Raw genomic sequence first — 24556 nt, 5'->3', positions numbered from 1 at the left:
GCATGACGCTCGAGGCCGCACCCCCCCGCAGCACGTCCGCGAAGCGGACGCCCGCGCCGATCGTCGACGGGCAGCGCCCGCCCGGCGCGATGTTCCTGGTCGGACTGTTCGTCGTCCTCCCGACGCTCGCGCTGTTCGCCGCCGTCCCGCTCGCGTGGGGCTGGGGCCTCGGGTGGGTCGACGTCGCGCTGTTCGTCGTGTTCTACCTGGTCAGCGGCCTGGGCGTGACGGTCGGTTTCCACCGCTACTTCACCCACGGCTCGTTCAAGGCGAACCGGCCGCTGCGGATCGCGTTGGCGATCGCCGGCAGCATCTCGCTCCAGGGCAGCGTGCTCGACTGGGTCGGCGACCACCGCCGGCACCACGCGTTCTCCGACAAGGAGGGCGACCCGCACTCGCCGTGGCTCTACGGCACCGGCGCGAAGGCGCTGGTCAAGGGCTTCTGGCACTCGCACATGGGCTGGATCTTCAACCGCGACCTCACGAACATGAAGCGGTTCGCCCCGGACCTGCTCACCGACCGCGACATGATGCGCGTGGAGAAGGCGTTCCCGTTGATCGTCGTGTTCAGCCTGGCGGGCCCGGCGCTCGTCGGCGGCCTGGTCACCATGTCCTGGTGGGGCGCGTTCACCGCGTTCTTCTGGGCCGGCCTGGTCCGCGTCGCGGTGCTGCACCACGTCACCTGGTCGATCAACTCGATCTGCCACATCTGGGGCGAGCGCCCCTTCGCCTCCCGTGACAAGTCCGCCAACGTCTGGTGGCTGGCGGTCCTGTCCTTCGGCGAGTCCTGGCACAACCTGCACCACGCCGACCCGACCTGCGCCCGGCACGGTGTGAAGAAGGGCCAGATCGACATCTCGGCCGTCGTCATCCGGGGCTTCGAGAAGCTCGGCTGGGCGACCGCGGTCCGCTGGCCCACCACGCGCCGCCTCGAGAAGCTCTCGAAGAAGCCGGCCGCCACCGCGGCCTGACCTCTCCGCGTCATACGTCCGACGACCCCGGTGCCCCGTGCGCCGGGGGCGTCGTCGTGTCCGGGGTCCTGGGGCGTGTCTCCCCATCCGCCACCGTCGCTCCCGGCGCCCACGCCGCCGCCGGCGGCGTTGCCGGACCGCCCGAGTACGCCCGGTATGAGGGCGGCCCGGCTGCCTTGCCTGCGGCGACGTGGATCACCGGGCCCGGCGGCGCCGGATGGGGAGACACGCCCTAGCGGCGACGCCGGGCCGGTCGCCGCCTCCCCGCCGTCGACGGGGGGCGCGGTGCCGGTGCCGCCGGGGTCTCGCTGCGGCGGGTCCGGGTGCTGTGCGCCGAGCGGCCGCGCACGATCCCGATGAACTCCTCCATCAGGTCGCTGTTCTCCGCGTCCGGCCAGGTCAGCGCGACGCCGGAGCCCGGGGCGTCGACCAGCGGCCGGTAGGTGAGGTCCCGGCGGTGGTGCAGCCGGGCCAGCGACTGCGGGACGACCAGCACCCCGACCCCCGCGGCGACGATCTCGACCGCCTCGGCCGTCGTCGGCGGGGCGTGCTCCGCGGCCCGGCCGGGCGGCCCGCCGGGCCAGTCGAGCGTGTCGTCGCCGGTGCGCAGGACGATCTCGTCGGCCAGGTCGGCGACGGTCACCTCGTCGGCCGCGGTCACCACGTGCTCCTTCGGGACGACCACCACGGTGGTCTCGGTGTAGAGCGGGATCGCGTGCAGCCCGGTCCGGTCGATCGGCAGCCGGGCGACGGCGGCGTCCACCGTGCCCGCGCGGACCAGGTCCGCGGCCTCGGCGGCGGTCACCGTGTGCAGCTCCAGGGGGACCCCGGGGCGGCGCTCGGCCCACATCCGGGTCCACTTGCCGGGCGTGACGCCCGGGACGTAGCCGAGGTGGAAGGACGTGGCGGTCACCGGTCGAGGCTAGCCGCATAGCCTGGTGACATGACGCGCCAGAGGTCCGCACAGACGATGAAGCCCGCGACCGCGGCGAAGAAGCTCGGCGTGCTCCTCGACGCCACCCCGGCGGACTTCCGCGAGGGGGTCGTCTCGCGCGACGAGCTCGACGCCCTGCAGGCCGACCCGCCGGAGTGGCTGCGTGAGCTGCGCACCACCGGGCCGCACCCGCGCCCGGTCGTCGCCGATCGGCTCGGGGTGTCGATCTCGGGGCTCGCCCGCGCCGGGATCACCGAGCCGCTGACCACCGAGCAGATCGCCGCGATCAAGTCCGAGGAGCCGGAGTGGCTCGCGCGCGAGCGCGCCACCCGCGCCGAGAGCCAGCGCGAGGCCGCGCGGTTGAAGGCGCAGCAGCAGAAGAAGTAGGACGAGGACCGGAACCGTCCTCATCCGCCGCCAGACTCGCGGCATGACGAGCTACCTCCTGGTCCCCGGTTTCTGGATCGACGCGACGGTGTGGGACGCGGTCGCGGACGACCTGCGCGCCCGCGGGCACGACGTGGCCGCGCTCGACCTCGGCCACGATCCCGGTGCGACCGCGGAGACCCGCGTCGACGAGGTGGTCACCGCCCTCGGTGACGCGGGCGCCCCGGTCGTCCTGGTCGCCCACAGCGGCGCGGGCCCCGTCTGCGCCGCGGTGGCCGAGCGCGCCCGGGGCCGGCTCGCGCACCTCGTGTCCGTCGACACCGGCCCGCTGCCCGACGGCGTCGCGCAGATCGACGTCACCCCGCCCGACGCGCAGGCCGCGACCCGGGGAACCCTCGCCGAGCACGGCGCACTGCCCATGCCGTCCCGCGCCGAGCTCGACGCCGCGGGCAGCAGCACCGCGGGAATCCCCGACGCCGTCTTCGAGGACGTCCGCGCCCGCTCGGTGGCCGAGCCGCCCGGGGTGGTGCTCACCGGCGCGCGTCGCGGGACGCCCGACCCCTCGCTGCCCAAGACCGTCGTGGCCTGCAGCTTCGCCCCCGACGACGTCCGGGAGCTGATCGACGCGGGCGTACCCGGGTTCGCGGAGATGGGCGGTCCGGAGTGGACGCTCGTCGCGCTCCCGACGGGGCACTGGCCGATGTTGTCCGAGCCCACGGGGCTCGCGGGGGTGCTCGACGGACTGGAGTGACCCGCCGCCTCCGCGCGTGCCGCCGGCACTCTGCCAGGGGGCCGGGCCGCGGGTCGAACGCCGAGATGCAGCTCAGCGGGAGTTGTGGATCTCCCCAGCCCGCTGAGCTGCATCTCGGCGTCCGGAAAGCGTCGATAGGCAACTCAGGGTCGTGCGGGGGCGCGCCGCAAGCCTTCAGCTGCGTCTCGACGGAGGTGTGCGGCGAGGGCCCGGACACGACGACGCCCGGACCGGTGACCCGGCCCGGGCGCCGTGACGCGCTGCTACGCGACGATCAGACGTCGTAGCGGTCGGCCATCATGACCTTGTCCCACGCGGCGACGAAGTCGCGGACGAACTTCTCCTCCGCGTCGTCGGAGGCGTAGACCTCGGCGACGGCGCGCAGCTCGGAGTTCGAGCCGAAGACCAGGTCGGCACGGGTGCCGGTCCACTTGACGTTCCCGGAGGCGTCGACGGCCTCGAAGGAGTCGTCGTCACCGGCGACCGAACGCCACTGGACATCGGAGCCCAGCAGGTTGGTGAAGAAGTCGTTGGTCAGCGTGCCGACCTTGTCGGTGAACACGCCGGCCGTCGACCCGCCGGTGTTGGCGCCCAGCACACGCAGGCCGCCGACCAGCACGGTCATCTCCGGGGCGGAGACGCCGAGCAGGTTCGCGCGGTCGACGAGCAGGAACTCGCCGGGCAGGGTGTGGCCCTTGCCGCGGTAGTTGCGGAAGCCGTCCGCGGTGGGCTCCAGGTAGGAGAACGACTCGACGTCGGTCTTCTCCTGGGTGGCGTCGGTCCGGCCCGGGACGAACGGCACGGTGATGTCGTGCCCGCCGTCCTCGGCGGCCTTCTCCAGCGCCGCGGCACCGGCCAGGACGACCAGGTCGGCGAAGGAGATCTTCTTGCCGCCGGTGAGCGAGCCGTTGACGTCGGACTGGATCGACTCCAGCGTCGAGACCACGGTGCGCAGCGTGTCGGGGTCGTTGACCTCCCACTGCAGCTGCGGCTCGAGACGGATGCGGCCGCCGTTGGCGCCACCGCGCTTGTCCGACTGGCGGAACGACGAGGCCGCGGCCCAGGCGGTCTTGACCAGGTCGCTGACCGACAGGCCGGACTCCAGCACCTTCGCCTTGATCGACGCGACGTCGTCGGCGTCCACCAGCGGGTGGTCGACGGCCGGGACCGGGTCCTGCCACAGGAGCTCCTCCTGCGGCACCCAGGCGCCGATGTAGCGCTCCTTCGGGCCCATGTCGCGGTGGGTCAGCTTGTACCAGGCGCGACGGTAGGTGTCCTCGAACTCGGACGGGTTGTCCAGCCAGCGGCGGGTGATCTCGCCGTAGGACGGGTCGACGCGCATCGCGACGTCGGTGACCAGCATCGTCGGCTTGCGGTTCGGGTAGCCGGGCTCCGGGTCGGGGATGATCTCCGGGGCGTCCTTGGCGATGAACTGCTTGGCGCCCGCCGGGGACTCGGTCAGCTCCCACTCGTAGGCGTAGAGGTGCTTGAGGTAGTCGTGGCTCCACCGGTTCGGGGTCCGGGTCCAGATGACCTCGAGCCCGGAGGTGATGGCGTCACGGCCCTTGCCGGACCGGAAGTTCTGCTTCCAGCCCAGGCCCTGCTCGGTGATGTCGGCGGCCTCCGGCTCGGGGCCGACGTTGCCGTTCTCGTCCGGGTTGGCGGCGCCGTGGGTCTTGCCGAGGGTGTGGCCGCCGACGATCAGCGCGGCGGTCTCCTCGTCGTTCATCGCCATCCGGCCGAAGGTCTCGCGGATGTCGCGGGCCGCGGCGATCGGGTCACCGCTGGCGTCGGGGCCCTCCGGGTTGACGTAGATCAGACCCATGTGGGACGCGCCGAGCGGCTTCTCCAGCTCGCGGTGGGCGAAGTCCTTGCTGCCGCCGTAGCGCGCCTCGTTGCCCAGCCAGACGTTCTCCGAGCCCCAGTACACGTCCTCCTCGGGCTCCCACACGTCGGCGCGACCGCCGGCGAAGCCGAACATCGGGAAGCCGGAGATCTCGTGCGCGCGGTTGCCCGCGAAGACCATCAGGTCGGCCCAGGAGACCTTGCGGCCCCACTTCTGCTTGACCGGCCACAGCAGACGGCGGGCCTTGTCCAGGTTGCCGTTGTCCGGCCAGCTGTTCAGCGGGGCGAAGCGCTGCATGCCGGCGCCGGCGCCGCCGCGGCCGTCGTAGGTCCGGTAGGTGCCGGCCGAGTGCCAGGCCATCCGGATGAAGAACCCGGCGTAGCTGCCGTGGTCGGCGGGCCACCAGTCCTGCGAGGTGGTGATGACGGCGTCGACGTCGCGGGCGAGCTCGTCCAGGTCGACGGTCGCGAACTCCTTCGCGTAGTCGAAGTCCGGCTCCATCGGGTCCGAGGCGGGGGCGTGCTTGCGCAGGATCTTCAGGTTGAGCTGGTTCGGCCACCAGCTCTGGTTGCCGCCACCCTCGGTGGGGTGCGCGATGCGGCCGGCGGCGACGGGGCAACCGCCGTCCTGCTCGCGGTTCATCTCGCTCTCGACGGTGGGGTGCTCGTCAGACACGGGACATCCTCTCGGGATCAGTGGATGAGCAGTCGGGGCACCGGCCCCAGTAGACGACCTCGGCCTCGTCGATCACGAAGCCGTTGTCGTCGGAGGCGGTGAGACAGGGTGCGGAGCCGACGGCGCAGTCGACGTCGGCGATGGCGCCACAGGACCGGCACACCACGTGGTGGTGGTTGTCACCGACCCGCGCCTCGTACCGCGCGACGGAACCGGTGGGCTGGATCCTGCGGACCAGCCCGGAGGAGTGCAGCGCACGCAGGACGTCGTAGACGGCCTGGTGCGACACCTCCCCGAGGTCCTCCCGCACGACACGGATGATCGACTCCGTGTCCGCGTGCTGGTGGGAGTGCACCGCCTGCAGCACGGCCAGGCGAGGACGCGTCACGCGCAGCGACGCTGCGCGCAGCATGCCCTCGTAGTCCGATGCGTTCGACACGGCGGCGAGCCTGCCCGCTTTTCTTGAGTCGGTCAAGTTTTGGCGTGTCTCAGTATGAGACCGGCGCCACGTCAGACGGTGCTGCGCTCCCGGCCCGCCCAGAACGGTGCCCGGAGATCCTTCTTGAGGATCTTGCCGGTCGGGTTGCGGGGGAGCTCCGGCAGGACGTCGACGGTCTTCGGACACTTGAACGACGCCAGGTGGGCGCGCGCGTGAACGAGCAGCTCCTCGGGGTCGACGGTCGCCCCCGGCGCGGCCACCACGCAGGCCTTCGGGACCTCGCCCCACCGGTCGTCGGGCACTCCGATGACGGCGACGTCGCCGACGGTCGGGTGCTCGGCGAGCACCCGCTCGATCTCGGCCGGGTACACGTTCTCCCCGCCCGAGACGATCATGTCCTTGATCCGGTCGGTGACGTAGACGTAGCCGTCGGCGTCGATGTGGCCGCCGTCGCCGGACCGCAGCCATCCGTCCGGGGTGATCGCCGCCGCCGTCGCCTCCGGCTTGTCCCAGTAGCCGCTCATCAGCTGGTCGGTCCGCACCCAGATCTCCCCGGGCTCGTCCGTGCCGAGCCGCTCGCCCGTCGCCGGGTCGCGCACCTCGATCGTGCAGCCGGTGATCGGTCTGCCCGCCGACACCAGCCGGTGCTCGACGGCAGGGTCCCCGTGGTCCTCCGGGCCCAGCGAGCTGACCACGCCGCAGGCCTCGGTCATCCCGTAGACCTGGTGCAGCTTCGGGCCGAACAGCGCCAGCGACGCCCGCATCACCGGCAGCGGCATCGGCGAGGCGCCGTAGGAGATCGCCCGCAGCGACGCGTAGTCCCGGTCGGCCGCGCCCGGCACCTGGGTCATCGCGCCCATCAGCGCGGGCACCCAGAACGTGTGCGTGATGCCCTCCGCGGCGACCATGTCCAGCAGCGCCGCCGGGTCGGGCATCCGGGCCATCACGATCCGCGCGCCCTGGGCGAGTGCGAGGAAGGCGTAGCTGGTCCCGCCGACGTGGAACAGCGGCATCGCGACCTGCACGACGTCGGTCGGCGTCAGCTCGAAGTCCGCAGCGACGTGCGCGGCGTGCGCCAGCATCGCGCCGTGGGTGAGCATCGCGCCCTTCGGGAACCCGGTGGTGCCCGAGGTGTAGAGCTGCACGAAGCAGTCGCCGGGGCCGGCGTCGTAGGGATCGGTGTCCGGCTCGTGCGCAGCGAGGAACGCCTCGTACTCGTCGGCCTCCCCGCCCACGTGGAGCACCCGCTCCACCGCGCCGAGCTTCTCCCGCAGCTGCCCGACCGCCCCGGCGAACTCCGGGCCGACCAGCAGCAGCCGCGCCCGCGCGTCGCCGATCACGTAGACGATCTCCGGCGGGGCGAGCCGGAAGTTCACGACCGCGTTCGCCGCCCCGATCCACGCGCACGCCAGCGACAGCTCCAGGCACGACGGATGGTTGAGGTCCAGCACCGCGACCCGGTCGCCCGGGCCGATGCCCTCCGCGCGCAGGGCCGCCGCGAGCCTGCGCACCCGGACGTCGAGCTCGGACCAGGTGCGGCGGACGTCGCCGAAGCGCAGGGCCTCGTCGTCCGGGCGCTCGGTGGCGTGGCTGCGCAGCAGGGAGGACACGGTGCTGGTCGGGTCGATCACGGGGCGGCTCCTCGGGGCTCGTCGCTGAGCGTGTGACGCACGCCATTCAAGTCCGTTTCGTCGGTCTCGCGCCAGTGCCGACCGGACCGGACACGCCCCCCGGGAGACGTCGGTGGCGGGCGCGGAAGGCGGGGCGCGGGTCGAGGGGATCGATGTCGTCGCGGTACGCACGACGAGGTCGCCCTCGACGGTCGCCACCGCGACGGAGGAGATCGCGGCCGGGGGCCGTCGGTGACGTGGCCGGTCGACGACCGTTCGGCGGTCAGGGTGTCGGCACCCTCGTGGATACGCAGGTCGGGCATGCCGCCGTCGAGGGTCAGGAGGTCGGTCACGGTGCGCATCCAGGCCTCGACGGCCTCCCGGCCCGGACGCGCGTCGGCATCCCGTCCGGGGCGAACGGGAACTCGTGGACGTCGACCCCGCGGTCGACCTCCTGATCGCTCCGCTGCAGTTCCGGGTGCCGGTCACCGGGGCGGCGTGCGACGACGCGTACCTGGACACGCTCACCGCGGCGGTCGAAGCGGCGGTGCGCGCCACCGCGTAGCGGTCGTGGTCCCGGCCGCCGCCGTCCGGCCGGTCCCGCGCCGGGGCCGCCTCCCGGTGGGATCCCGGGCTGGGCGAGGATGGCCGGCAGGCGATGCCCCGGTGCGAACCGGGGCGCGACGCGAGAACGGCGGGAGGCCGGAGTGCAGGAGACCGCGTCCACGGACCCGGTGACGGCGGCCGGGAGCGGACGGATCGTCGTCGAGGGTCTGGGCAAGAGGTTCGGCCCGGTCGAGGCCGTGCACGACCTGTCGTTCACCGTCGAGCCCGGCTCGGTGACCGGGTTCCTCGGACCCAACGGCTCGGGCAAGACGACGACGCTGCGGATGATCCTCGGCCTGGTCGTGCCCAGCACCGGGCGAGCGCTCGTCGACGGCGTCCCGTTCTCCGCGCTGACCTCGCCCGGCCGCGTCGTCGGCGCGGTCCTGGAGGTCCAGGGCGTGCACCCGCGGCGCACCGCGCGTGCGCACCTGCGCGCCGCGGCCGCCGCGATCGGCGTCCCCGACTCGCGGGTCGACGAGGTCCTCACGCTGGTCGGCCTGGCCGCCGCCGCGGACCGCTCGGCGGGCGGGTTCTCGCTCGGCATGAACCAGCGCCTGGCCCTGGCCGTCGCGCTGCTCGGCGACCCGCGCATCCTCGTGCTCGACGAGCCGGGCAACGGCCTCGACCCCGACGGCATCGCCTGGCTGCGCTCGTTCCTGCAGGCCTTCGCCGCGTCCGGGCGCAGCGTGCTGGTCTCCTCCCACCAGCTGGCCGAGATGGAGCTGACCGCGCAGCGCCTGGTCGTCATCGACCGCGGTGCCTGCCGTTTCGACGGCACGGTCGCCGAGCTGCGCGCCGGCCACGGCTCGCGGGTGCTCGTGCGCGCTGCGGACCCGGCCCGGCTGGCCGAGGCGCTCGCCACGGACGGGATCACCGAGATCGACCGCGTCGACGACGGCGTGCTGGCCGTCGGCGGGGCCGACGCGGTCCGCGTCGGGGACCTGGCGCTCGCCGCGGGCGTCGCCGTGTACGGCATGAGCGAGGAGCGGGCCGGGCTGGAACAGATGTTCCTGCGCCTGCTCGCCGGGGAGGAGCAGCGCTGATGGCGACCGTGAGCCTCGACCGCTTCCGCGCGGTCCTGACCGCCGAGGTCCGCAAGACCCTGTCCACCCGGGTGTGGTGGCTGCTGTTCCTGCCGGTGCTGCTGCTCGCGCTGGCCCAGAGCCTGCTCGGCAGCATCCTGCAGCTGCTCGTGCCGCAGGCCACCGACACCTCGTCGATCCTGATGCTCGCCGGGCTGGCGTCGGCGCTGACCATGACCGCGATCGTCGGCGGCGCCTTCGGGACGCTGCTGGGCACCGGCGACTTCCGGCACCGCACCGTCACGCTGGCCTACCTGACCGGGTCCCGCGGCCAGGTGCTGGCGGCCAAGGCGCTGATCGCCGCCGTCGTCGCCGGGCTGTACGCGCTGTTCCTCGTCGTGGTCGGTCCGCTGCTCGGCGGTGCGGCGCTCGGCGGCCAGCAGCTGCCCGACCTCGGGCAGCTCGCCGGGCTGGGCGCGATCGGCATCCTGGTGTGCGCGCTGTGGGGGGTGCTCGGCGTCGCCGTCGGGACCCTGGTGACCAACCAGGCCGGGGCGATCGCCCTCACCGTCGGCTACCTGCTCATCGGGGAGAACCTGATCGCCGGGGCGCTGCGCGCGGGCGACGGGTCCTCGCTCGGCGACCCGTCGGTGTTCGCCCGGCTGACGCCGTTCCTGCCCGGCAACGCCGGTGACCTCGCGATCTGGGAGCCGGTCGTGAGCTCGGCCGGGCTGGGGGCGCAGTCGCAGTTCGTCCTGGAGTTCCTGGCCGGGGTCAGTGCCCCGCCGCCCGGCTGGGTCGGGCTGCTGGTCCTGGCCGTGTGGACGGCCGCGGGGATCGCACTGGCCGCCGTCGTCGGGGCGCGGCGGGACATCACCTGAGACGAGCAGCGCCGGACCCCGGGTCCGGCGCTGCTCGGTCCGACGTCGCCCGCTCCGGTGCCGCCGCGCGTACGGGACGCCGGTCCTGCGCCCGCCTCCCGCGGGGAGCGCCGCTGCGGGCATCGTCGATCAGTACCTGAGCGTCGTCCACCCACATCCTGGCAGCGCTCATGTACTGATCGACGGGCGGTGCGGCGGTGCCGAGGCGGTGGCCGGCAGCCCGGCCCACCTCGCACGGGTTCGCTCCACGTCGCAGCCTCTGCACGGTCTGCGACGTCGCCGGAACCCGTGCGAGGTGGGCGGTGCGGGGGGCGGCCGCCGTCGACGGCGGGTGCCCGCCGGCTCCGTGCCGGGCGGCGTCGCCGGGCCGGTTGTCGGGGGGCGGGCATAGCCTGGCGACGTGCCCTCTCCCCACCCCTCCGCACGCCCCGGCTGGATCCGCAGACTGGCCACGGCCTGCATGCGGCACCGCCGCGTCACCGTCGGTGCGCTCGTCGCGTCGATGCTCGGCGTCGGGCTGGAGGCGATCGGTCCGCTGCTGATCCGCGAGGGCGTGAACGGCGCGATCGGCGGGGACACCGGCGTGCTCGCGCCGGTCGTCGGCGGGCTCCTGGTGCTGGGCGTGCTGAAGTTCGTCGGTGCGTTCGTGCGCCGCTACCTCGGCGGCAAGATGGCGCTGAACGTGCAGCACGACCTGCGGCGCGCGGTGTTCGGCGCGGTACAGCGTATGGACGGCGTCCGCCAGGACCGGCTGCGCACCGGCCAGGTCGCCTCGCGGGCCATCTCCGACCTGCAGCTGGTGCAGGGCTTCCTGTCGATGGTGCCGCTGTCGGCGGGCACCGTCGTGCTGGTGGTCGTCGCGATCATCGCGATGCTGTACCTGTCGCCGCTGCTCACCGTGGTCGCGCTGGTCATGCTGCCGCTGGCGTTCCTGGCCACCAACAGCATCCGGCGCAGGCTGTTCCCGGCCACCTGGTCCGCGCAGCAACGGGCCGCCGAGATCGCCCAGCAGGTCGAGGAGACCGTCACCGGCGTGCGCGTGGTGAAGGGATTCGGGCAGGAGGCCCGCGAGACCGCCACGCTGGAGGGACGGGCCCGCCGGCTCTACGGCGAGCGGCTGCGGGCCGCCGGGCTGACCGCGCGGCTCAACCCGATGCTGCTCGCGCTGCCCGGGCTGGGACAGGTCGCGGTGATCGGCGTCGGTGGCTGGATGGCCGCCCGCGGCACGATCGACCTCGGCACGTTCCTGGCGTTCACCACCTACGTCGGGATGCTCGTCGGGCCCGCCCGGCTGATCGGCGCGCTCGTGGTCACCGCGCAGCTGACCCGGGCCGGGGCGGAGCGTGTCTTCGAGATCGTCGACGCCGCACCGGGGATCGTCGACCCGGAGCGTCCGGCCGCGCTGCCCGAGGGCCCGCTGACCGTCGAGCTGGACGACGTCCGGTTCGGCTACGAGCCCGCGGGCTCCGGTCCGGACGGCGACGCCGCCCCCGACCCGGTCCTGGACGGGCTCTCCCTGCGCGTCGAACCCGGCGAGACCCTCGCCCTGGTCGGTCCGCCCGGCTCGGGCAAGTCGACGGTGGCGCTGCTGCTGCCCCGCTTCTACGACCCGCAGGCCGGGCGTCTCGCGATCGGCGGGGTGGACCTGCGCGACCTGCGGCTGCACGACCTGCGCGCCGAGCTGGGGGTGGTGTTCGAGGAGGCGTTCCTGTTCTCCGACAGCATCCGCAACAACATCGCCTACGGCCGGCCCGACGCCGGCGAGGACGAGATCCGCGCCGCCGCCGAGGCCGCACAGGTGGCGTCGTTCGTCGAGGACCTGCCGGACGGCTACGACACCGAGGTCGGCGAGCGCGGCCTGACCCTGTCCGGCGGTCAGCGGCAGCGGATCGCGCTGGCCCGGGCGATGCTGACCCGGCCGCGGGTGCTCGTGCTCGACGACGCGACCTCCGCGGTCGACACCGCGACCGAGGCCGCGATCCACGAGACCCTGCACGAGCTGACCGCCGAGCGGACCACGCTGCTGGTCGCGCACCGGCGGTCCACCCTGGCGCTGGCCGACCGGATCGCGGTGCTGGACAAGGGCCGGGTCGTCGACACCGGTACCGAGGACGAGCTGCGCGGCCGGTGCGCGCTGTTCCGGGAGCTGCTCGCCACCGGCCCCGCCGACGAGCTCGGCGGCGGTACCCGGGAGCCCACCGCCCACGAGGCGGCAGCCGGCACCGGCACCGGCAACGGCACCGGCAACGGCAACGGCACCGGCACCGGCACCGGCACCGGCAACGGCAACGGCACCCGCGTCCTCGACGATGTACCGGCGGGCCCGGCCGTCACCCCGGAGCTGTGGCCGCGGGTCAGCATCGAGGAGGACCCGGACCGGGCCCTGACCCGCGACGGCGGCGGCGGCGCGGCCGGCTGGGCCGGGGGGATCAGTGCGACCCCCGAGCTGCTCGAGTCCGTCGCGAAGCTGCCCCCGGCGGACGAGTCCCCCCGGCTGCGCGGCGACGAGGACCCGACCGCCCCCGATCCCGCGTTCCGGCTGTCCTCGCTGCTGCGCCCCGTGCGCTGGCTGCTGGTGCTCGGCGTCGCGCTGATGACCGCGGATGCGCTGGCGACCCTGGCCCTGCCGAGCATCGCCCGGATCGCCGTCGACGACGGCATCGCCGACGGCGCCACCCGGGTCCTGCTGCTGGCGGCGCTGGCCGGGCTGCTGATCGTCGTGCTGGACGCGGTGGTCGTCGGGTTCCAGACGCTGGTCACCGCCCGGGCCGGGGAGAGCCTGCTCTACCTGCTGCGGCTGCGCAGCTACGCGCACCTGCAGCGGCTCGGCCTGGACTTCTACGAGCGCGAGCTGTCCGGCCGGATCATGACCCGGATGACCACCGACGTGGACGCACTGTCCACGTTCCTGCAGACCGGGCTGGCGCAGGCCGTCGTCAGCCTCCTGACGATCGGCGGGGTCGCGACCGCGCTGGTGCTCACCGACCCGCAGCTCGCGCTGTACGCGCTGGGCTGGTTGCTGCCGCTGCTCGCGGTCGGCACCGTGGTGTTCCGCCGGTTCTCCTCCCGCGCCTACGCCGAGGCCCGCGAGCGGGTCAGCGTGGTCAACGCCGACCTGCAGGAGAACGTGTCCGGGGTGCGCATCGCGCAGGCCTACGTCCGCGAGGAGCTGAGCTACGACCGCTTCGGCGAGCGCTCGGACGCCTACCGCCGGTCGCGGCTGCGCGCGCAGCGCTACATCGCCACCTACTTCCCGTTCGTGGCGTTCCTGTCCGACATCGCCACGGCGGTCGTGCTGTTCGTCGGCGGGACCCGCATCGTCGGCGGGGACATCACCCCGGGGGTGCTCACCGCGTTCCTGCTGTACCTGACCCTGTTCTTCGGCCCGGTGCAGCAGCTGTCGCAGGTGTTCGACGGCTACCAGCAGGCCCGGGTCGGCCTGAACCGGATCTCGGAGCTGCTGCGGACGCCCACCTCCGTCCCGGACGAGCCCGAGCGGCCGGCGCCCGTGCCGTCGCGGCTGCGCGGCGAGGTCGTGCTGGACCACGTGACGTTCCGCTACCCGGGGGTGGACGCCCCCGCCCTCGACGACGTGTCGCTGCGCGTCGGGGCGGGCGAGACCGTCGCGCTGGTGGGCGCCACCGGTGCCGGCAAGTCGACGCTGATCAAGCTGATCGCCCGGTTCTACGACACCGGCGACGGCCAGGTCCGCGTCGACGGCGTCGACGTGCGCCGCTTCCCGCTGGCCGGGTACCGCGCGCGGCTCGGGGTGGTCCCGCAGGAGGCGCACCTGTTCACCGGTGACGTCGCCTCGAACATCGCCTACGGCCGCCCGGACGCCCCGCCGGAGCGGATCGAGACCGCCGCCCGCGCGGTCGGGGCGCTGGGCCTGGTGCGGTCGCTGCCACAGGGGTTCCGCACCCCGGTAGGTGAGCGGGGACAGGGCCTGTCCGCGGGGCAGCGGCAGCTCGTCGCGCTGGCGCGGGCCGAGCTGGTCGACCCGGACGTACTGATCTTCGACGAGGCGACCGCGGCACTGGACCCGGCCACCGAGGCCACCGTGCTGGCGGCGGGGGAACGGGTGGCGTCGCGGCGGACCGCGTTCGTCGTCGCCCACCGGCTGCAGACCGCGCGGCGGGCGGACCGGATCGTGGTGCTGTCCGGCGGTCGGATCGCCGAGGAGGGCACGCACGACGAGCTGGTCCGCGCGGGCGGTCGCTACGCGGCACTCTGGCGCGCGGGAGAGCTGGAGCCCGAGCCGGACAGCCCGCTGGCCGCACAGACCTGAGCCCCGCCCGGCGGGGCGGGTCAGTCCCGCAGGTGCTCGGCCCGTGCGGCGACGGCGGCGCGGCGCGGGTCGTCCCGGTCCAGCAGGTCCAGCAGCAGCTCGTGCGCCTCCAGGTCGTCGGTCCCCAGCGGGTGCACGACGAAGCGGTGCAGGAGCGCGACGTCGTCCGAGGCGAGCACGGCGTGCCGCAGCCCGACCACGAGCTCGTCGCGCAGCTCGCGCACGGCGGGCGCGTCGGAGCGGGGCAGCAGCTCGCCGTGGCAGGAGTCGAGCGCGTCGGACACCCGGCCGTCGCGCAGCGCCGCGCGGACCCGCAGGAAGTCGGCCTGGGGCCCGGCCGCCAGCCGGTAGGGGCGGGTGAGCAGCAGCTCCGCGCCCAGCGACGACCGCAGCCGGTGGATCTCGCCGCGGACGGTGGTCGGGTTGCCGTCCTCGCCGTAGAGCATCAGGGTCAGCTGCTCGCCGGAGAGCCCGTCGGGGTGCAGCGCCAGCGCGGTGAGGATCTCCGCCGGGCGCAGGGTGGCGGCGAACTCCTCGCCGTCGAGGGTGACGCGCGGACCGCCCCCGCCGGTGAAGCGCAGCTCCAGCGGGCGGGGCGCACCGGTCGGCGCCGCCGGGACGACGCGCCCGCGCCGCCGCGACGGCGGCACCAGCAGGTAGCCCTCGGCCAGCCTCTCGACGGCCATCTCCCGGCCGTCGCCGAGCTGCACCCGGTCGACGCCGTCGTCGAGCCGGATCCGCTCGGGGAACAGACCGTAGGGCTCGCTGGCGATGACCCGGCCGCTCGCGGACAGCAGGGCGCCCTCGGAGCCGCGCAACGCCGCGAGGTGCGGCATGTTCTTGACCCGCAGCCGCTCGTCGGCGATCGCCAGCCGCACCCGCAGCTGGTTCTCCGCGAGGTGCGCGGTCGCCGTCACCAGCTGCACCAGCGCGGGGTGCACGGTGTGCAGCGGCCCGGAGATGTCGATCGCGCCGATGGTGTCGCCGGTGTCGGGGTCGTGCACGGGGGCCGCGACGCAGGTCCAGTCGTGGTAGGTGCGGACGAGATGCTCGGCGGAGTGGATCCGGACCGGCTCGTCGACGGCCAGCGCCGTCCCCATCGCGTTGGTGCCGATCGTCTCCTCGGCCCAGCGGGTGCCCTCGACGAGCCCGACGTCGTCGGCGGAGTGCAGCAGGCCGTGTGCGCCGTCGCGCCACAGGACGGTGCCGTCGGCGTCGGTCACGAGCATCACGTGCATCGCCTCGTCGGCGATGCTCACGAGGGTGGAACGGAGCAGCGGCATCACCGCGTGCAGCGGGTGGCCGGTCCGGACCTCCTTCAGCTCGTCGGCGAGATAGATGAGCGGGGGGAGTCGGCCCTCCGGGTCGACGTGCGCGGCCAGGCTGCGCTGCCACGAGTCCGAGACGACCGGGCGGGGGATGCCCGCCGAACCGCCGGCGCCGAGCCCGTCGTCGTAGATGCGCCGCAGGCGATGTGCGTCGGCGACCATCTCCTCGGCGGACGTCCCGCCCTCGGCTCCGCTCACGTCGCCTCCCGTCACGGCTGGGGGCACGTCGTGCCCTGCTCCCACGTGATGTCCCGCGCCGGCGCGGGTCCGTCCCGGAATCGGTGGTCGGTCCGGGGTCGTGAGCATACCCGCTGCTCGGGGGGCTCGACCCCTCGTGACCGGGCCGGGATGCGACGTCGCTCGATCGCGCGCAACGTGGGGGCAACGTGGCGCTCCTTACGGTTTGCCGCATCGGGACGCCGGGTGGCGTTCCTGCGATGACGCAACAGATCCACCGGAGGACAGCGATGACGCTCGAAGCCGTTCGTGAGGCCACCGATCTGCGTGCCGGCCGCGGGGCCGACGGCGCGGATGTGATCCGCCGCGCGGCCCGGGTACTCGTCGTCGACTCCGAGCCGGTCGTCCGGCACGGGCTGCGCGCCCTGCTGACCGCCGAGCCCGACCTGGCCCCGGCCGGTGAGGCCGCCTCCCCCCGCGACGCCCTGATGGCCGCCGAGCGCGCCCGCCCCGACGCGATCGTCGTCGACATCGAGTTCGCCCGTGACGAGCGGCCCGGCCTCGACCTGGTGCGCGCGCTGCTGGAGCGCTGCCGCGGGGTGAAGATCCTCGTGCTGACCGGCTGCCGTGACCGCGACTCGATGATGCGCACCGTCCGCCTGGGTGTCCACGGCTACCTGCGCAAGGGTGCCGACACCGCCGAGATCGTGCGGGCGCTGCGCACGGTCCTGCGCGGCGAGGGCGTCTTCGACCCGGGCACCGCGAGCGCCGGCCCGCTGCAGGTGCTGCGCGACACCGACCCGGCGCCGTCGCCCACGCCGGACCTCTGCAAGACCTCGCTGCTGACCGACCGCGAGAACCAGGTCCTGCGGCTGCTCGCCGTCGGCCTGTCCAACCGCGAGATCGGGACCCGGCTGCGGATCTCCGAGGCCACCGTGAAGTTCCACGTGCGGAACCTGCGCGACAAGCTCGAGGTCCGTCGTCGCACCGAGATCGTCTACACCGCCGCCCGCCAGGGCATCGTCTGATCCCGCCGGGCCGGGGCGAGGCAACCGCCCGCCCCGGTCCGTGCCCTCGTCCAGCACACGCGCGACCGGCGCGGTCACCCGTGGGGTGGCCGCGCCGGTCGCGTTGCGTGGTCGACACCACCCCTTCCGGGGACGCGTTCACCCGGCGGCCATTTTCTCCTCACCCCACGGGAGAACGGGGGTGTTGGGATGCGGAGGAAACGGACGGTTCCGAACGGACCGGACCGGACCGCGTCATCCCACCACGACCCCAGGAGGACGACCGTGGCCCACAGCTGCCCCGGCGACGCCCCCCAGGCCGGCCCCCGCCGTGCCCTCCCGCTCCTCGACCGCGTTCGGCACGGACGTCAGGGCCTCACCTGCCGCTACCGGTGCGGCGACGCCTGCTCCCGGCCCGAGCCCAACCCGTCGTCGAACGCCTACTTCGGTGACGTCATGCAGGCCGTGCTCGACCGGCGCGGGATGCTCCGCGCCGGTGCGGTGATCGGCCTGGGCGCCGGGGCCGGTGTGGCCCTGGCCGGCACCGCCTCGGCGGCCGAACCCACCCCGGCCGCGCCGGCCCACCCACTCGGTGCCGACGTGGCCGCGCCGGCGCAGGCCGGGCCCCCGCGCGGGCTGCAGTACGAGACGGTCGCACCGAACCTCGACGACGCGATCCGCGTGCCGGTCGACTACGCGAGCAACGTCGTGATCCGTTGGGGCGACCCGATGTTCCCGGACGCGCCGGAGTTCGACTTCGAGAACCAGACCGCCGCCGCGCAGGCCCGCCAGTTCGGCTACAACAACGACTTCTGCGGGATCCTGCCGATCGACGGCCCCGGCCGCCGCTACGTCATGTTCTCCAATCACGAGTACACGCTCGAGCCGCTGATGTTCCGCGGGTACGACGAGGACGCCCCCACCCCCGAGCAGATCCGGATCGGCATGGCGGCGCACGGCGGCGGCGTCGTCGAGGTGACCCGCGACCTGCGCTCCGGCGAGCTGCGCTACGACCGCGACGGGAAGCTCAACCGGCGCATCACCGCCGACACCGAGATGGTGCTCGACGGCCCGGCCGCCGGAGCCGAGGTGCTGCGCACGAAGGCCGACCCGACCGGGCGCAGCGTGAAGGGCATGATCGGCAACTGCGCCGGTGGCACCACCCCGTGGGGCACCTTCCTGTCCGGCGAGGAGAACTTCGACGGCTACTTCGCCTCCGGTCCGGTCACCGACGAGCGCGCGAAGCGCTACGGCTTCTCCGAGGGCGCCTCGGAGCGCCGGTGGGAGCGCGTCGACCCGCGCTGGGACCTCGCGCAGGAGCCGAACGAGGCCAACCGGTTCGGCTACATCGTCGAGATCGACCCGCACGACCCGCGCTCGAAGCCGGTCAAGCACACCGCGCTCGGCCGCTTCAAGCACGAGGGCGCCACCGTCGCGCTCACCCGTGACGGGCGCCCCGTCGTCTACATGGGCGACGACGAGCGCTTCGACTACGTCTACAAGTTCGTGTCGGACAAGCGGATGCGCCGTGGTCACAGCCGGGCCGCCCGCGAGCACAACGCCACCCTGCTGTCGTCGGGCACGCTCTACGTCGCGACGTTCACCGGGGACAGCCCGGCCGCGGAGATCACCGGCACCGGGGCGCTGCCGCGCGACGGCCGCTTCGACGGCTCCGGGCAGTGGAAGCCGCTGGCGTCGACCACGAAGTCCTACGTGGACGGCATGAGCGTCGCCGACGTCTTCGTGTTCACCCGGCTCGCCGCGGACAAGGTCGGCGCGACGAAGATGGACCGCCCGGAGGACGTGGAGCCCAACCCGCGCACCGGGAAGGTCTACATCGCCTGCACCAACAACTCCGACCGCGGCAAGGCGGGCGCCAAGGCCGGTCCGGACGAGGCGAACCCGCGCAACGCCAACCAGCACGGCCACGTCATCGAGCTCACCGAGACGCGCGACGACCCGGCGGCGACGACGTTCGCCTGGAACATCCTGCTGGTCTGCGGGAACCCCGACGACCCGTCGACCTACTTCGGCGGGTTCGACAAGTCCCAGGTCAGCCCGATCACCTCGCCGGACAACGTGGCGTTCGACCCCTACGGCAACCTGTGGGTCTCGACCGACTCCAGCCAGGCGCTGGAGATCAACGACGGCCTCTACGGCGTCGTGCTGGAGGGGCCGCAGCGCGGCTCGACCCGGCTGTTCGCCAGCGTCCCGGTCGGCTCGGAGTGCTGCGGGCCGGTCGTCACCGAGAACTTCGTGCTGGTCTCGGTGCAGCACCCGGGCGACGTCGACGACGCGTCACCGGAGCAGCCCGCGTCGCACTGGCCCGACGGCGGCGCCGCGCAGCCGCGTCCGGCCGTCGCCGCGATCCGGCACCTGAAGGACGGACGCCCGGCGAAGATCGGCGTCTGAGGCCACCGCCGCCCGGTCCGTGCTCCGCCGCGGACCGGGCGGCGGGTCAGGCGCAGCGGCCGAGGTCCGGCTCGCCGGACCCGGCGCGCTTGTCGAACGAGATGTGCACGTGGTCGTAGTGGTTCGCGGTGTCGCCGCCGCGGTCCTCCATCGTCGACCACCCGGAGCCGTCGTTCATCCGCTGCTCCCAGATCACGTACTTCACGCCCAGCTCGTCGGCGTTGGCCAGGGCGCAGTCGGCGATCCGGTCGCCCTTCTGCCCGCGCACCATGATGTCCAGTGCGTGCCCGGTGGGGTGGTCGGAGGCGTTCTCGCGCTGCGCGACGCCGATCAGGTCGGTCTCGCCGTAGGCGCAGCCGAGGAACTCCGCGGCGTCGGACACCCAGGTCTTGACCCGGCCCAGGTCGTCGAGGTCGAGCCCGCACGACGGATCGCCCAGCCCGCGGGCGGCGAGCTCGGCGGCGGCCCTGGCCTGCTCGGCGGCCTCCTGCGCCAGGTCCTGGGCCTTGCGGGCCGCGGCGAGGCTCGCGTCCGCGGCCGGGTCGAGCAGGCCCGCGTCGCGGACGATCTCGGCGCCGAGGACGGGTGTGTCCCGCAGTCCCTCGGCGGCGGCCGCGGCCTCGGCGAACGGCGCGCCGGGGGTGTCACCGTCCCGGCCGTCGGACACGTCCTGTGCGGCCAGGCGCAGGTCGGCCTCGGCCGGTCCGACGCCGAGCCCGGTCACGGGCGTGACGACGGCGAGCGTGCCGCTCGCGACGGCGGCCGCGGTGGCGACGTGACGCAGCCCGGGCCGCAGCCCGGCCTGCGCCCGATGTCGGTGTCGGGGCACGACGGTCTCTCCTCCGGCACGCGGACCGGCCGGGCTGCGGGGGAGCGTCGGGATCGGGGGATCCCGGCCCGTCGGGGGGTACCGGACCGCGTGTTCAGTGATCGGACGGTAGCGAATGTCCCGTGATGTCCGATCTTCGCGGGCCGTTCGTGGCGGCGACCGCACCCGGCCGTGCGACGAGTGGCACGGATCGGGCACCCCGCACGTCTTTACCCGACCGGACGTTCGGTGCAAAAGTGGCGCGGTCCGGGACACCGCCGCCCCGGGTCAGGGGAGGACGCATGACCGAGCAGCAGGCCGGGCCCGGCGCGGGCCCGACGAGCGCCGCCGACACGACCGGCTCCGCGCCCGCGCAGGTGCGCCGGGTCGCCGCGACGAGCGCGATCGGCACGACGATCGAGTGGTACGACTTCTTCATCTACGCCACGGCCGCGGCCCTGGTGTTCAATAGCCAGTTCTTCACCACGATGTCCGCGGCCTCGGGCACCCTGGCCGCGTTCGCGACCCTCGGGGTCGGGCTGGTGGCGCGTCCGCTCGGCGGCATTGTGTGGGGGCACTTCGGCGACCGCCTCGGCCGCAAGAAGATGCTGGTCCTCTCGCTGCTGCTGATGGGCGTGGCCACCGTCGGCGTCGGCCTGCTGCCCACCTACGGCCAGATCGGCGTCGCGGCCCCGGTGCTGCTCGTCGTGCTGCGCCTGCTGCAGGGTCTCTCGGCCGGCGGTGAGTGGGGCGGCGCAGCGCTGATGGCGGTCGAGCACGCCCCGCCCGGCAGGCGCGGACGCTACGGCTCGTTCCCGCAGATCGGGGTGCCCGCCGGGCTGATCCTGGCCCAGCTGGTGTTCCTCGTCGTGTCCAACCTGACCACCCCCGAGCAGTTCGCCGCGTGGGGCTGGCGGATCCCGTTCCTGCTGTCGATCCTGCTCGTCGTCGTCGGGCTCGTGATCCGGCTGCGGGTCGAGGAGAGCCCGGTGTTCGCGATGCTGCGGCAGAACCGCGGCCGCAGCCGCGCCCCGATCCTGGAGGTGTTCCGGCACCGTCCGCGCGAGCTGGTGCTGGCCTCGGTCAGCTTCGTCGCGAACAACGCGATCGGCTACATCTTCCTGGCCTACCTGCTCTCCTACGGCACCCAGGTGCTCGAGGTCCCGCGGAACACCATGATCGTCGTCGTGATCATCGGCTCGCTGAGCTGGCTGGTCAGCATCGTCGGCGGCGCGGTCTGGTCCGACCGGGTGGGCCGCAAGCGCGCCTATCTGGTGGGCTCGGTACTGCTCGTGGTGTGGCCGGTGCCGTTCTTCCTGCTGCTCGACACCACCGGGTTCGCCGCGATGGTCGTCGCGGTCGTCGTGCTCACGGTGGGGCTGGGCCTGTCCTACGGCCCGCAGTCCGCGTTGTTCGCGGAGATGTTCGAGGCCCGCTTCCGCTACAGCGGCGCCTCGTTCTCCTACGCCGTCGGCGCCGTGCTGGGCGGTGGGTTCGCACCGCTGATCGCTGCCGCCCTGCAGCAGGGCTACGGCACGTCGATGGCGGTCGCGGCCTACATGGTCGTCGTCGCCGTGATCTCGCTGGTCGCGGTGCTGCTCATCCGGGAGACGCACCGCCCGGCCGCGCCCGCCCGGCTCTCCTGACGACGGCGGTGCCCCGGACGTGGTGTCCGGGGCACCGGAGCGGCCTAGATCGAGCGGTGCCGGCCGTTGCCGAGCGGGGCCGAGAGGTCCCGGGCCCGGCGACGCCCGGCCACGGCGCCCTCGGCGGGCCGCTCGTCGACGGTGCCGGGGCCGTCGGAGGACATCGAGCGGGCCTGCTCGGCCAGCTCGCGGGTCACGCAGGGCCAGGTGGCGCTGACTCCCGTCGCGTCCCGGCACTCACGGCAGAAGCCCTGCGCGTCGGGGGTGTGTTCCGCCAGGGTCCGCTCCAGCAGATCCGGCATCTCGGACAGGATGTTCGCGAGCGCCACGACTCACCTCCAGGTCGAATGCAGGCGACAGTAGTGGTCGGGTTCACCCGCCCCCGGCGGGGCGGGGGGCCCGTCGGCCGGTGTCCGCCGGTCCACTCAGGACCCGGCGTTCCCGCTGCTGGCGAGGGGTGTGCGGGATCGAGCCGAGGAACTCCGGCGGTCCAGTCGCCCGGTGTGACGCCGCCCCGTCGGCACAGGGCTGCCCCGTCCGCTCGGTGAACCGTGTCACCGATCGGCGACCGGTTCCGGCGACACGACGACACGCACCACCGCTGCGCCGGACGTGCGATCGGGTCACTCCTCGGCACCGCCGGAGGGCTCAGTGGGTCACCCCCGTCCGGACCCGAGGCGCTGCGGCGTCCGCGTCGCGCCCCGCGGCCGGCCCGCCCTCAGCCTGCCGGGACCTCCCGTTCGATCTCGTCGAGCCAGATCGTCGCCGACAGGTCCGAGGGGGCCCGCCAGTCCCCGCGGGGTGACAGCGCGCCGCCCGCGGACACCTTCGGGCCGTTCGGCAGCGCGGAGCGCTTGAACTGCGCGAACTGGAAGAACCGCCGCGCGAAGACCTGCAGCCAGTGCCGGATCTCGGCGGGGGAGTAGGCGGGCCGCTCGTCGTCGGGGAACCCGGGCGGCCACTGGCCCGCGGCGGCGTCGGACCAGGCGTGCCCGGCCAGGAACGCGATCTTCGACGGCCGGAAGCCGTGCCGCAGCGTGTACCAGAGCGTGAAGTCCTGCAGCGCGTACGGACCGACGGTGGCCTGGCTGGACTGCACCTCGGTCGTCCCGTCCGAGGGCACCAGCTCCGGGGTGATCTCGGTGTCGAGCACCGAGCGCAGCACCGCCGACACCCCGGGCGGGAACTGCTCGGAGGAGACCACCCAGCGGATGAGGTGCTGCATCAGCGTCTTCGGGACGCCGCCGTTGACGTTGTAGTGCGACATCTGGTCGCCGACGCCGTAGGTGGACCAGCCGAGCGCGATCTCCGACAGGTCCCCGGTGCCGAGCACGATCCCGCCGCGCTGGTTCGCCAGCCGGAACAGGTAGTCGGTGCGCAGCCCGGCCTGGACGTTCTCGAAGGTGACGTCGTAGACGGGCTCGCCCCGGCCGAAGGGGTGGTCGATCTCCGACAGCATCGTCCGCGCGGTGCCGGTGATGTCGATCGTGGCGAAGGTGACGCCGAGGGCCTCGGACAGCGCGACGGCGTTGTTGCGGGTGTGGTCGGAGGTGGCGAAGCCGGGCATGGTGAAGGCGAGGATGTCGGTACGCGGGCGGCCGAGACGGTCCATCGCCCGCGCCGCGACGATCAGGGCGTGGGTGGAGTCGAGCCCGCCGGACACGCCGATCACGACCTTCGGCTGGCCGATCGCCCGCAGCCGCTGCTCCAGCCCGGCGACCTGGATCGAGTAGGCCTCGAAGCAGTCCTGCTCCAGGCGCGCCGGGTCGGCGGGCACGAACGGGAAACGCTCCACGGTGCGGCGCAGGCCGATGTCGTGGCCGGGCGGGTCGAGCCGGAACGCCACCGTGCGGAAGGCGTCGGTGCGGGCGGCGTGGGTGCGACGGTTGTCGTCGAAGGTGCCCTGGCGGCGGCGCTCGCCGGCGATCAGGTCCAGGTCGACGTCGGCGACCGCGTGCCGCGCGCCCTGCGGGAAGCGCCCGGACTCCGCGAGCAGCACACCGTTCTCGTAGATCATGGTCTGGCCGTCCCACGAGACGTCCGTGGTCGACTCGCCCTCACCCGCGGCGGCGTAGACGTAGGCGGCCAGGCAGCGCGCCGACGCCGAGCGCGACAGCAGGTGCCGGGTGTCGGCCCGGCCGACCGTGATCGGTGAGCCGGACAGGTTCGCCAGCACCGTCGCCCCGGCCAGCGCCGCCTCCGCCGACGGCGGGATCGGCACCCAGTAGTCCTCGCAGACCTCGGCGTGGAGCACGAAGCCGGGCAGGTCCTCGGCGGCGAAGAGCAGGTCCGTACCGAAGGGGACGTCGGTGGCGCCGAGCCGGATCGAGGCGCCGCGGACGTCGTCCCCGGGGGCGGTCTGGCGACGCTCGTAGAACTCGCGGTAGGTCGGCAGGTAGGACTTCGGGGCGACGCCCAGGATCCGGCCCCGGTGGATCACGATCGCGCAGTTGTAGAGGCGGTGGCGGTACCGCAGCGGTGCCCCGACCACGAGGACCGGCAGCAGGTCCGCGGTCGCCTCGACGAGGGAGAGCAGTCCGGTCTCGACGGTCTCCAGCAGCGTGTCCTGCATCAGGACGTCCTCGATGGAGTAGCCCGAGAGCGTCAGCTCGGGGAACACCACCAGCCCGACGCCGTCGTCGGCGCAGGTCCGGGCGGTCTCCAGCACGGCGGCGACGTTCGCGGCCGGGTCGGCCATCGTGGTGTGCAGGGTCGCCGCGGCGGTGCGCAGGAAGTGGTGGCGGTAGACGGAGCGGAAGTCCACGCCG

18 protein-coding genes are annotated in these 24556 nt (G+C 73.8%); 10 read left to right on the top strand and 8 right to left on the bottom strand.

Going from position 1 to position 24556, the window contains the following annotated elements; genetic code table 11:
• Nucleotides 1-2: 2 nt before the first annotated feature.
• On the top strand, nucleotides 3-971 hold the full coding sequence (locus ATL51_RS11590; RefSeq protein ID WP_073578549.1) for an acyl-CoA desaturase: 969 nt from the start codon (nucleotides 3-5) through the stop codon (nucleotides 969-971).
• 232 nt (nucleotides 972-1203) lie between these two features.
• On the opposite strand, the gene ATL51_RS11585 is transcribed toward ATL51_RS11590, so the two are convergent.
• Nucleotides 1204-1884: a LysR substrate-binding domain-containing protein gene (locus ATL51_RS11585; protein ID WP_392567368.1), complete on the bottom strand. Its 681-nt coding sequence runs from the start codon at nucleotides 1882-1884 to the stop codon at nucleotides 1204-1206.
• Between the two features lie 30 nt (nucleotides 1885-1914).
• Between ATL51_RS11585 and ATL51_RS11580 the strand changes: the two genes are divergently transcribed.
• Nucleotides 1915-2292 (top strand): DUF5997 family protein, encoded by a 378-nt coding sequence (locus tag ATL51_RS11580; protein ID WP_062397456.1) that lies wholly within the window; start codon nucleotides 1915-1917, stop codon nucleotides 2290-2292.
• Between the two features lie 43 nt (nucleotides 2293-2335).
• A complete protein-coding gene (locus tag ATL51_RS11575) occupies nucleotides 2336-3043 on the top strand; it encodes an alpha/beta hydrolase (RefSeq protein ID WP_100878628.1) in 708 nt (235 codons plus the stop codon).
• 274 nt (nucleotides 3044-3317) lie between these two features.
• On the opposite strand, the gene katG is transcribed toward ATL51_RS11575, so the two are convergent.
• The 3 genes from katG to ATL51_RS11560 form a co-directional block, all read right to left on the bottom strand.
• Nucleotides 3318-5531: a catalase/peroxidase HPI gene (katG, locus tag ATL51_RS11570; RefSeq protein ID WP_100880656.1), complete on the bottom strand. Its 2214-nt coding sequence runs from the start codon at nucleotides 5529-5531 to the stop codon at nucleotides 3318-3320.
• 25 nt (nucleotides 5532-5556) lie between these two features.
• Nucleotides 5557-5976, bottom strand: a complete 420-nt coding sequence (locus ATL51_RS11565; RefSeq protein WP_073578604.1) for a Fur family transcriptional regulator — start codon at nucleotides 5974-5976, stop codon at nucleotides 5557-5559.
• 98 nt (nucleotides 5977-6074) lie between these two features.
• Entirely contained in the window at nucleotides 6075-7634 is a 1560-nt protein-coding gene (locus ATL51_RS11560; protein WP_100878627.1) for a long-chain-fatty-acid--CoA ligase, read from the bottom strand.
• Nucleotides 7635-8040: 406 nt separating this feature from the next.
• On the opposite strand from ATL51_RS11560, the gene ATL51_RS11555 reads away from it, so the two are divergent.
• The 4 genes from ATL51_RS11555 (at nucleotide 8041) to ATL51_RS11540 (ending at nucleotide 14410) form a co-directional block, all read left to right on the top strand.
• Complete coding sequence (locus tag ATL51_RS11555) at nucleotides 8041-8178, top strand: hypothetical protein (protein ID WP_174565926.1); 138 nt, start codon at nucleotides 8041-8043, stop codon at nucleotides 8176-8178.
• A gap of 142 nt (nucleotides 8179-8320) precedes the next feature.
• On the top strand, nucleotides 8321-9262 hold the full coding sequence (locus ATL51_RS11550; RefSeq protein WP_253067535.1) for an ATP-binding cassette domain-containing protein: 942 nt from the start codon (nucleotides 8321-8323) through the stop codon (nucleotides 9260-9262).
• Nucleotides 9262-10122: a hypothetical protein gene (locus ATL51_RS11545; protein WP_073578543.1), complete on the top strand. Its 861-nt coding sequence runs from the start codon at nucleotides 9262-9264 to the stop codon at nucleotides 10120-10122. The genes ATL51_RS11550 and ATL51_RS11545 overlap by 1 nt, the downstream gene beginning before the upstream one ends.
• A gap of 460 nt (nucleotides 10123-10582) precedes the next feature.
• Nucleotides 10583-14410 carry an ABC transporter ATP-binding protein gene (locus ATL51_RS11540; protein ID WP_100878626.1) on the top strand — a complete coding sequence of 1276 codons (3828 nt, stop codon included), beginning with the start codon at nucleotides 10583-10585 and terminating at the stop codon, nucleotides 14408-14410.
• Between the two features lie 20 nt (nucleotides 14411-14430).
• On the opposite strand, the gene ATL51_RS11535 is transcribed toward ATL51_RS11540, so the two are convergent.
• Complete coding sequence (locus tag ATL51_RS11535; RefSeq protein ID WP_073578603.1) at nucleotides 14431-15900, bottom strand: GAF domain-containing protein; 1470 nt, start codon at nucleotides 15898-15900, stop codon at nucleotides 14431-14433.
• A 305-nt stretch (nucleotides 15901-16205) separates the two neighbouring features.
• On the opposite strand from ATL51_RS11535, the gene ATL51_RS11530 reads away from it, so the two are divergent.
• Together ATL51_RS11530 and ATL51_RS11525 are read left to right on the top strand one after the other, a co-directional pair.
• Nucleotides 16206-16943, top strand: coding sequence for a LuxR C-terminal-related transcriptional regulator (locus ATL51_RS11530; RefSeq protein WP_083659175.1), 738 nt, complete (start codon nucleotides 16206-16208; stop codon nucleotides 16941-16943).
• Between the two features lie 264 nt (nucleotides 16944-17207).
• Nucleotides 17208-19334: a PhoX family protein gene (locus ATL51_RS11525; protein ID WP_073578541.1), complete on the top strand. Its 2127-nt coding sequence runs from the start codon at nucleotides 17208-17210 to the stop codon at nucleotides 19332-19334.
• A 46-nt stretch (nucleotides 19335-19380) separates the two neighbouring features.
• Here the strand turns inward: ATL51_RS11525 and ATL51_RS28980 are convergent, their stop codons facing one another.
• Complete coding sequence (locus ATL51_RS28980) at nucleotides 19381-20163, bottom strand: hypothetical protein (protein WP_208622971.1); 783 nt, start codon at nucleotides 20161-20163, stop codon at nucleotides 19381-19383.
• Nucleotides 20164-20444: 281 nt separating this feature from the next.
• Here ATL51_RS28980 and ATL51_RS11515 point away from each other — a divergent pair, with 281 nt between their 5' ends.
• The gene (locus ATL51_RS11515) at nucleotides 20445-21788 is read left to right on the top strand and encodes an MFS transporter (protein WP_073578540.1); all 1344 of its coding nucleotides are present in this window, start codon (nucleotides 20445-20447) and stop codon (nucleotides 21786-21788) included.
• 44 nt (nucleotides 21789-21832) lie between these two features.
• Here the strand turns inward: ATL51_RS11515 and ATL51_RS11510 are convergent, their stop codons facing one another.
• Together ATL51_RS11510 and ATL51_RS11505 are read right to left on the bottom strand one after the other, a co-directional pair.
• Nucleotides 21833-22117 carry a hypothetical protein gene (locus ATL51_RS11510; RefSeq protein ID WP_073578539.1) on the bottom strand — a complete coding sequence of 95 codons (285 nt, stop codon included), beginning with the start codon at nucleotides 22115-22117 and terminating at the stop codon, nucleotides 21833-21835.
• 389 nt (nucleotides 22118-22506) lie between these two features.
• Nucleotides 22507-24552 (bottom strand): NAD(+) synthase, encoded by a 2046-nt coding sequence (locus ATL51_RS11505; protein WP_073578538.1) that lies wholly within the window; start codon nucleotides 24550-24552, stop codon nucleotides 22507-22509.
• Between the last annotated feature and the right edge of the window lie 4 nt (nucleotides 24553-24556).

This window comes from Pseudonocardia alni (genome assembly GCF_002813375.1).
GTDB lineage: Bacteria > Actinomycetota > Actinomycetes > Mycobacteriales > Pseudonocardiaceae > Pseudonocardia > Pseudonocardia alni.
This window is presented reverse-complemented; position numbering and strand designations above follow the sequence as displayed.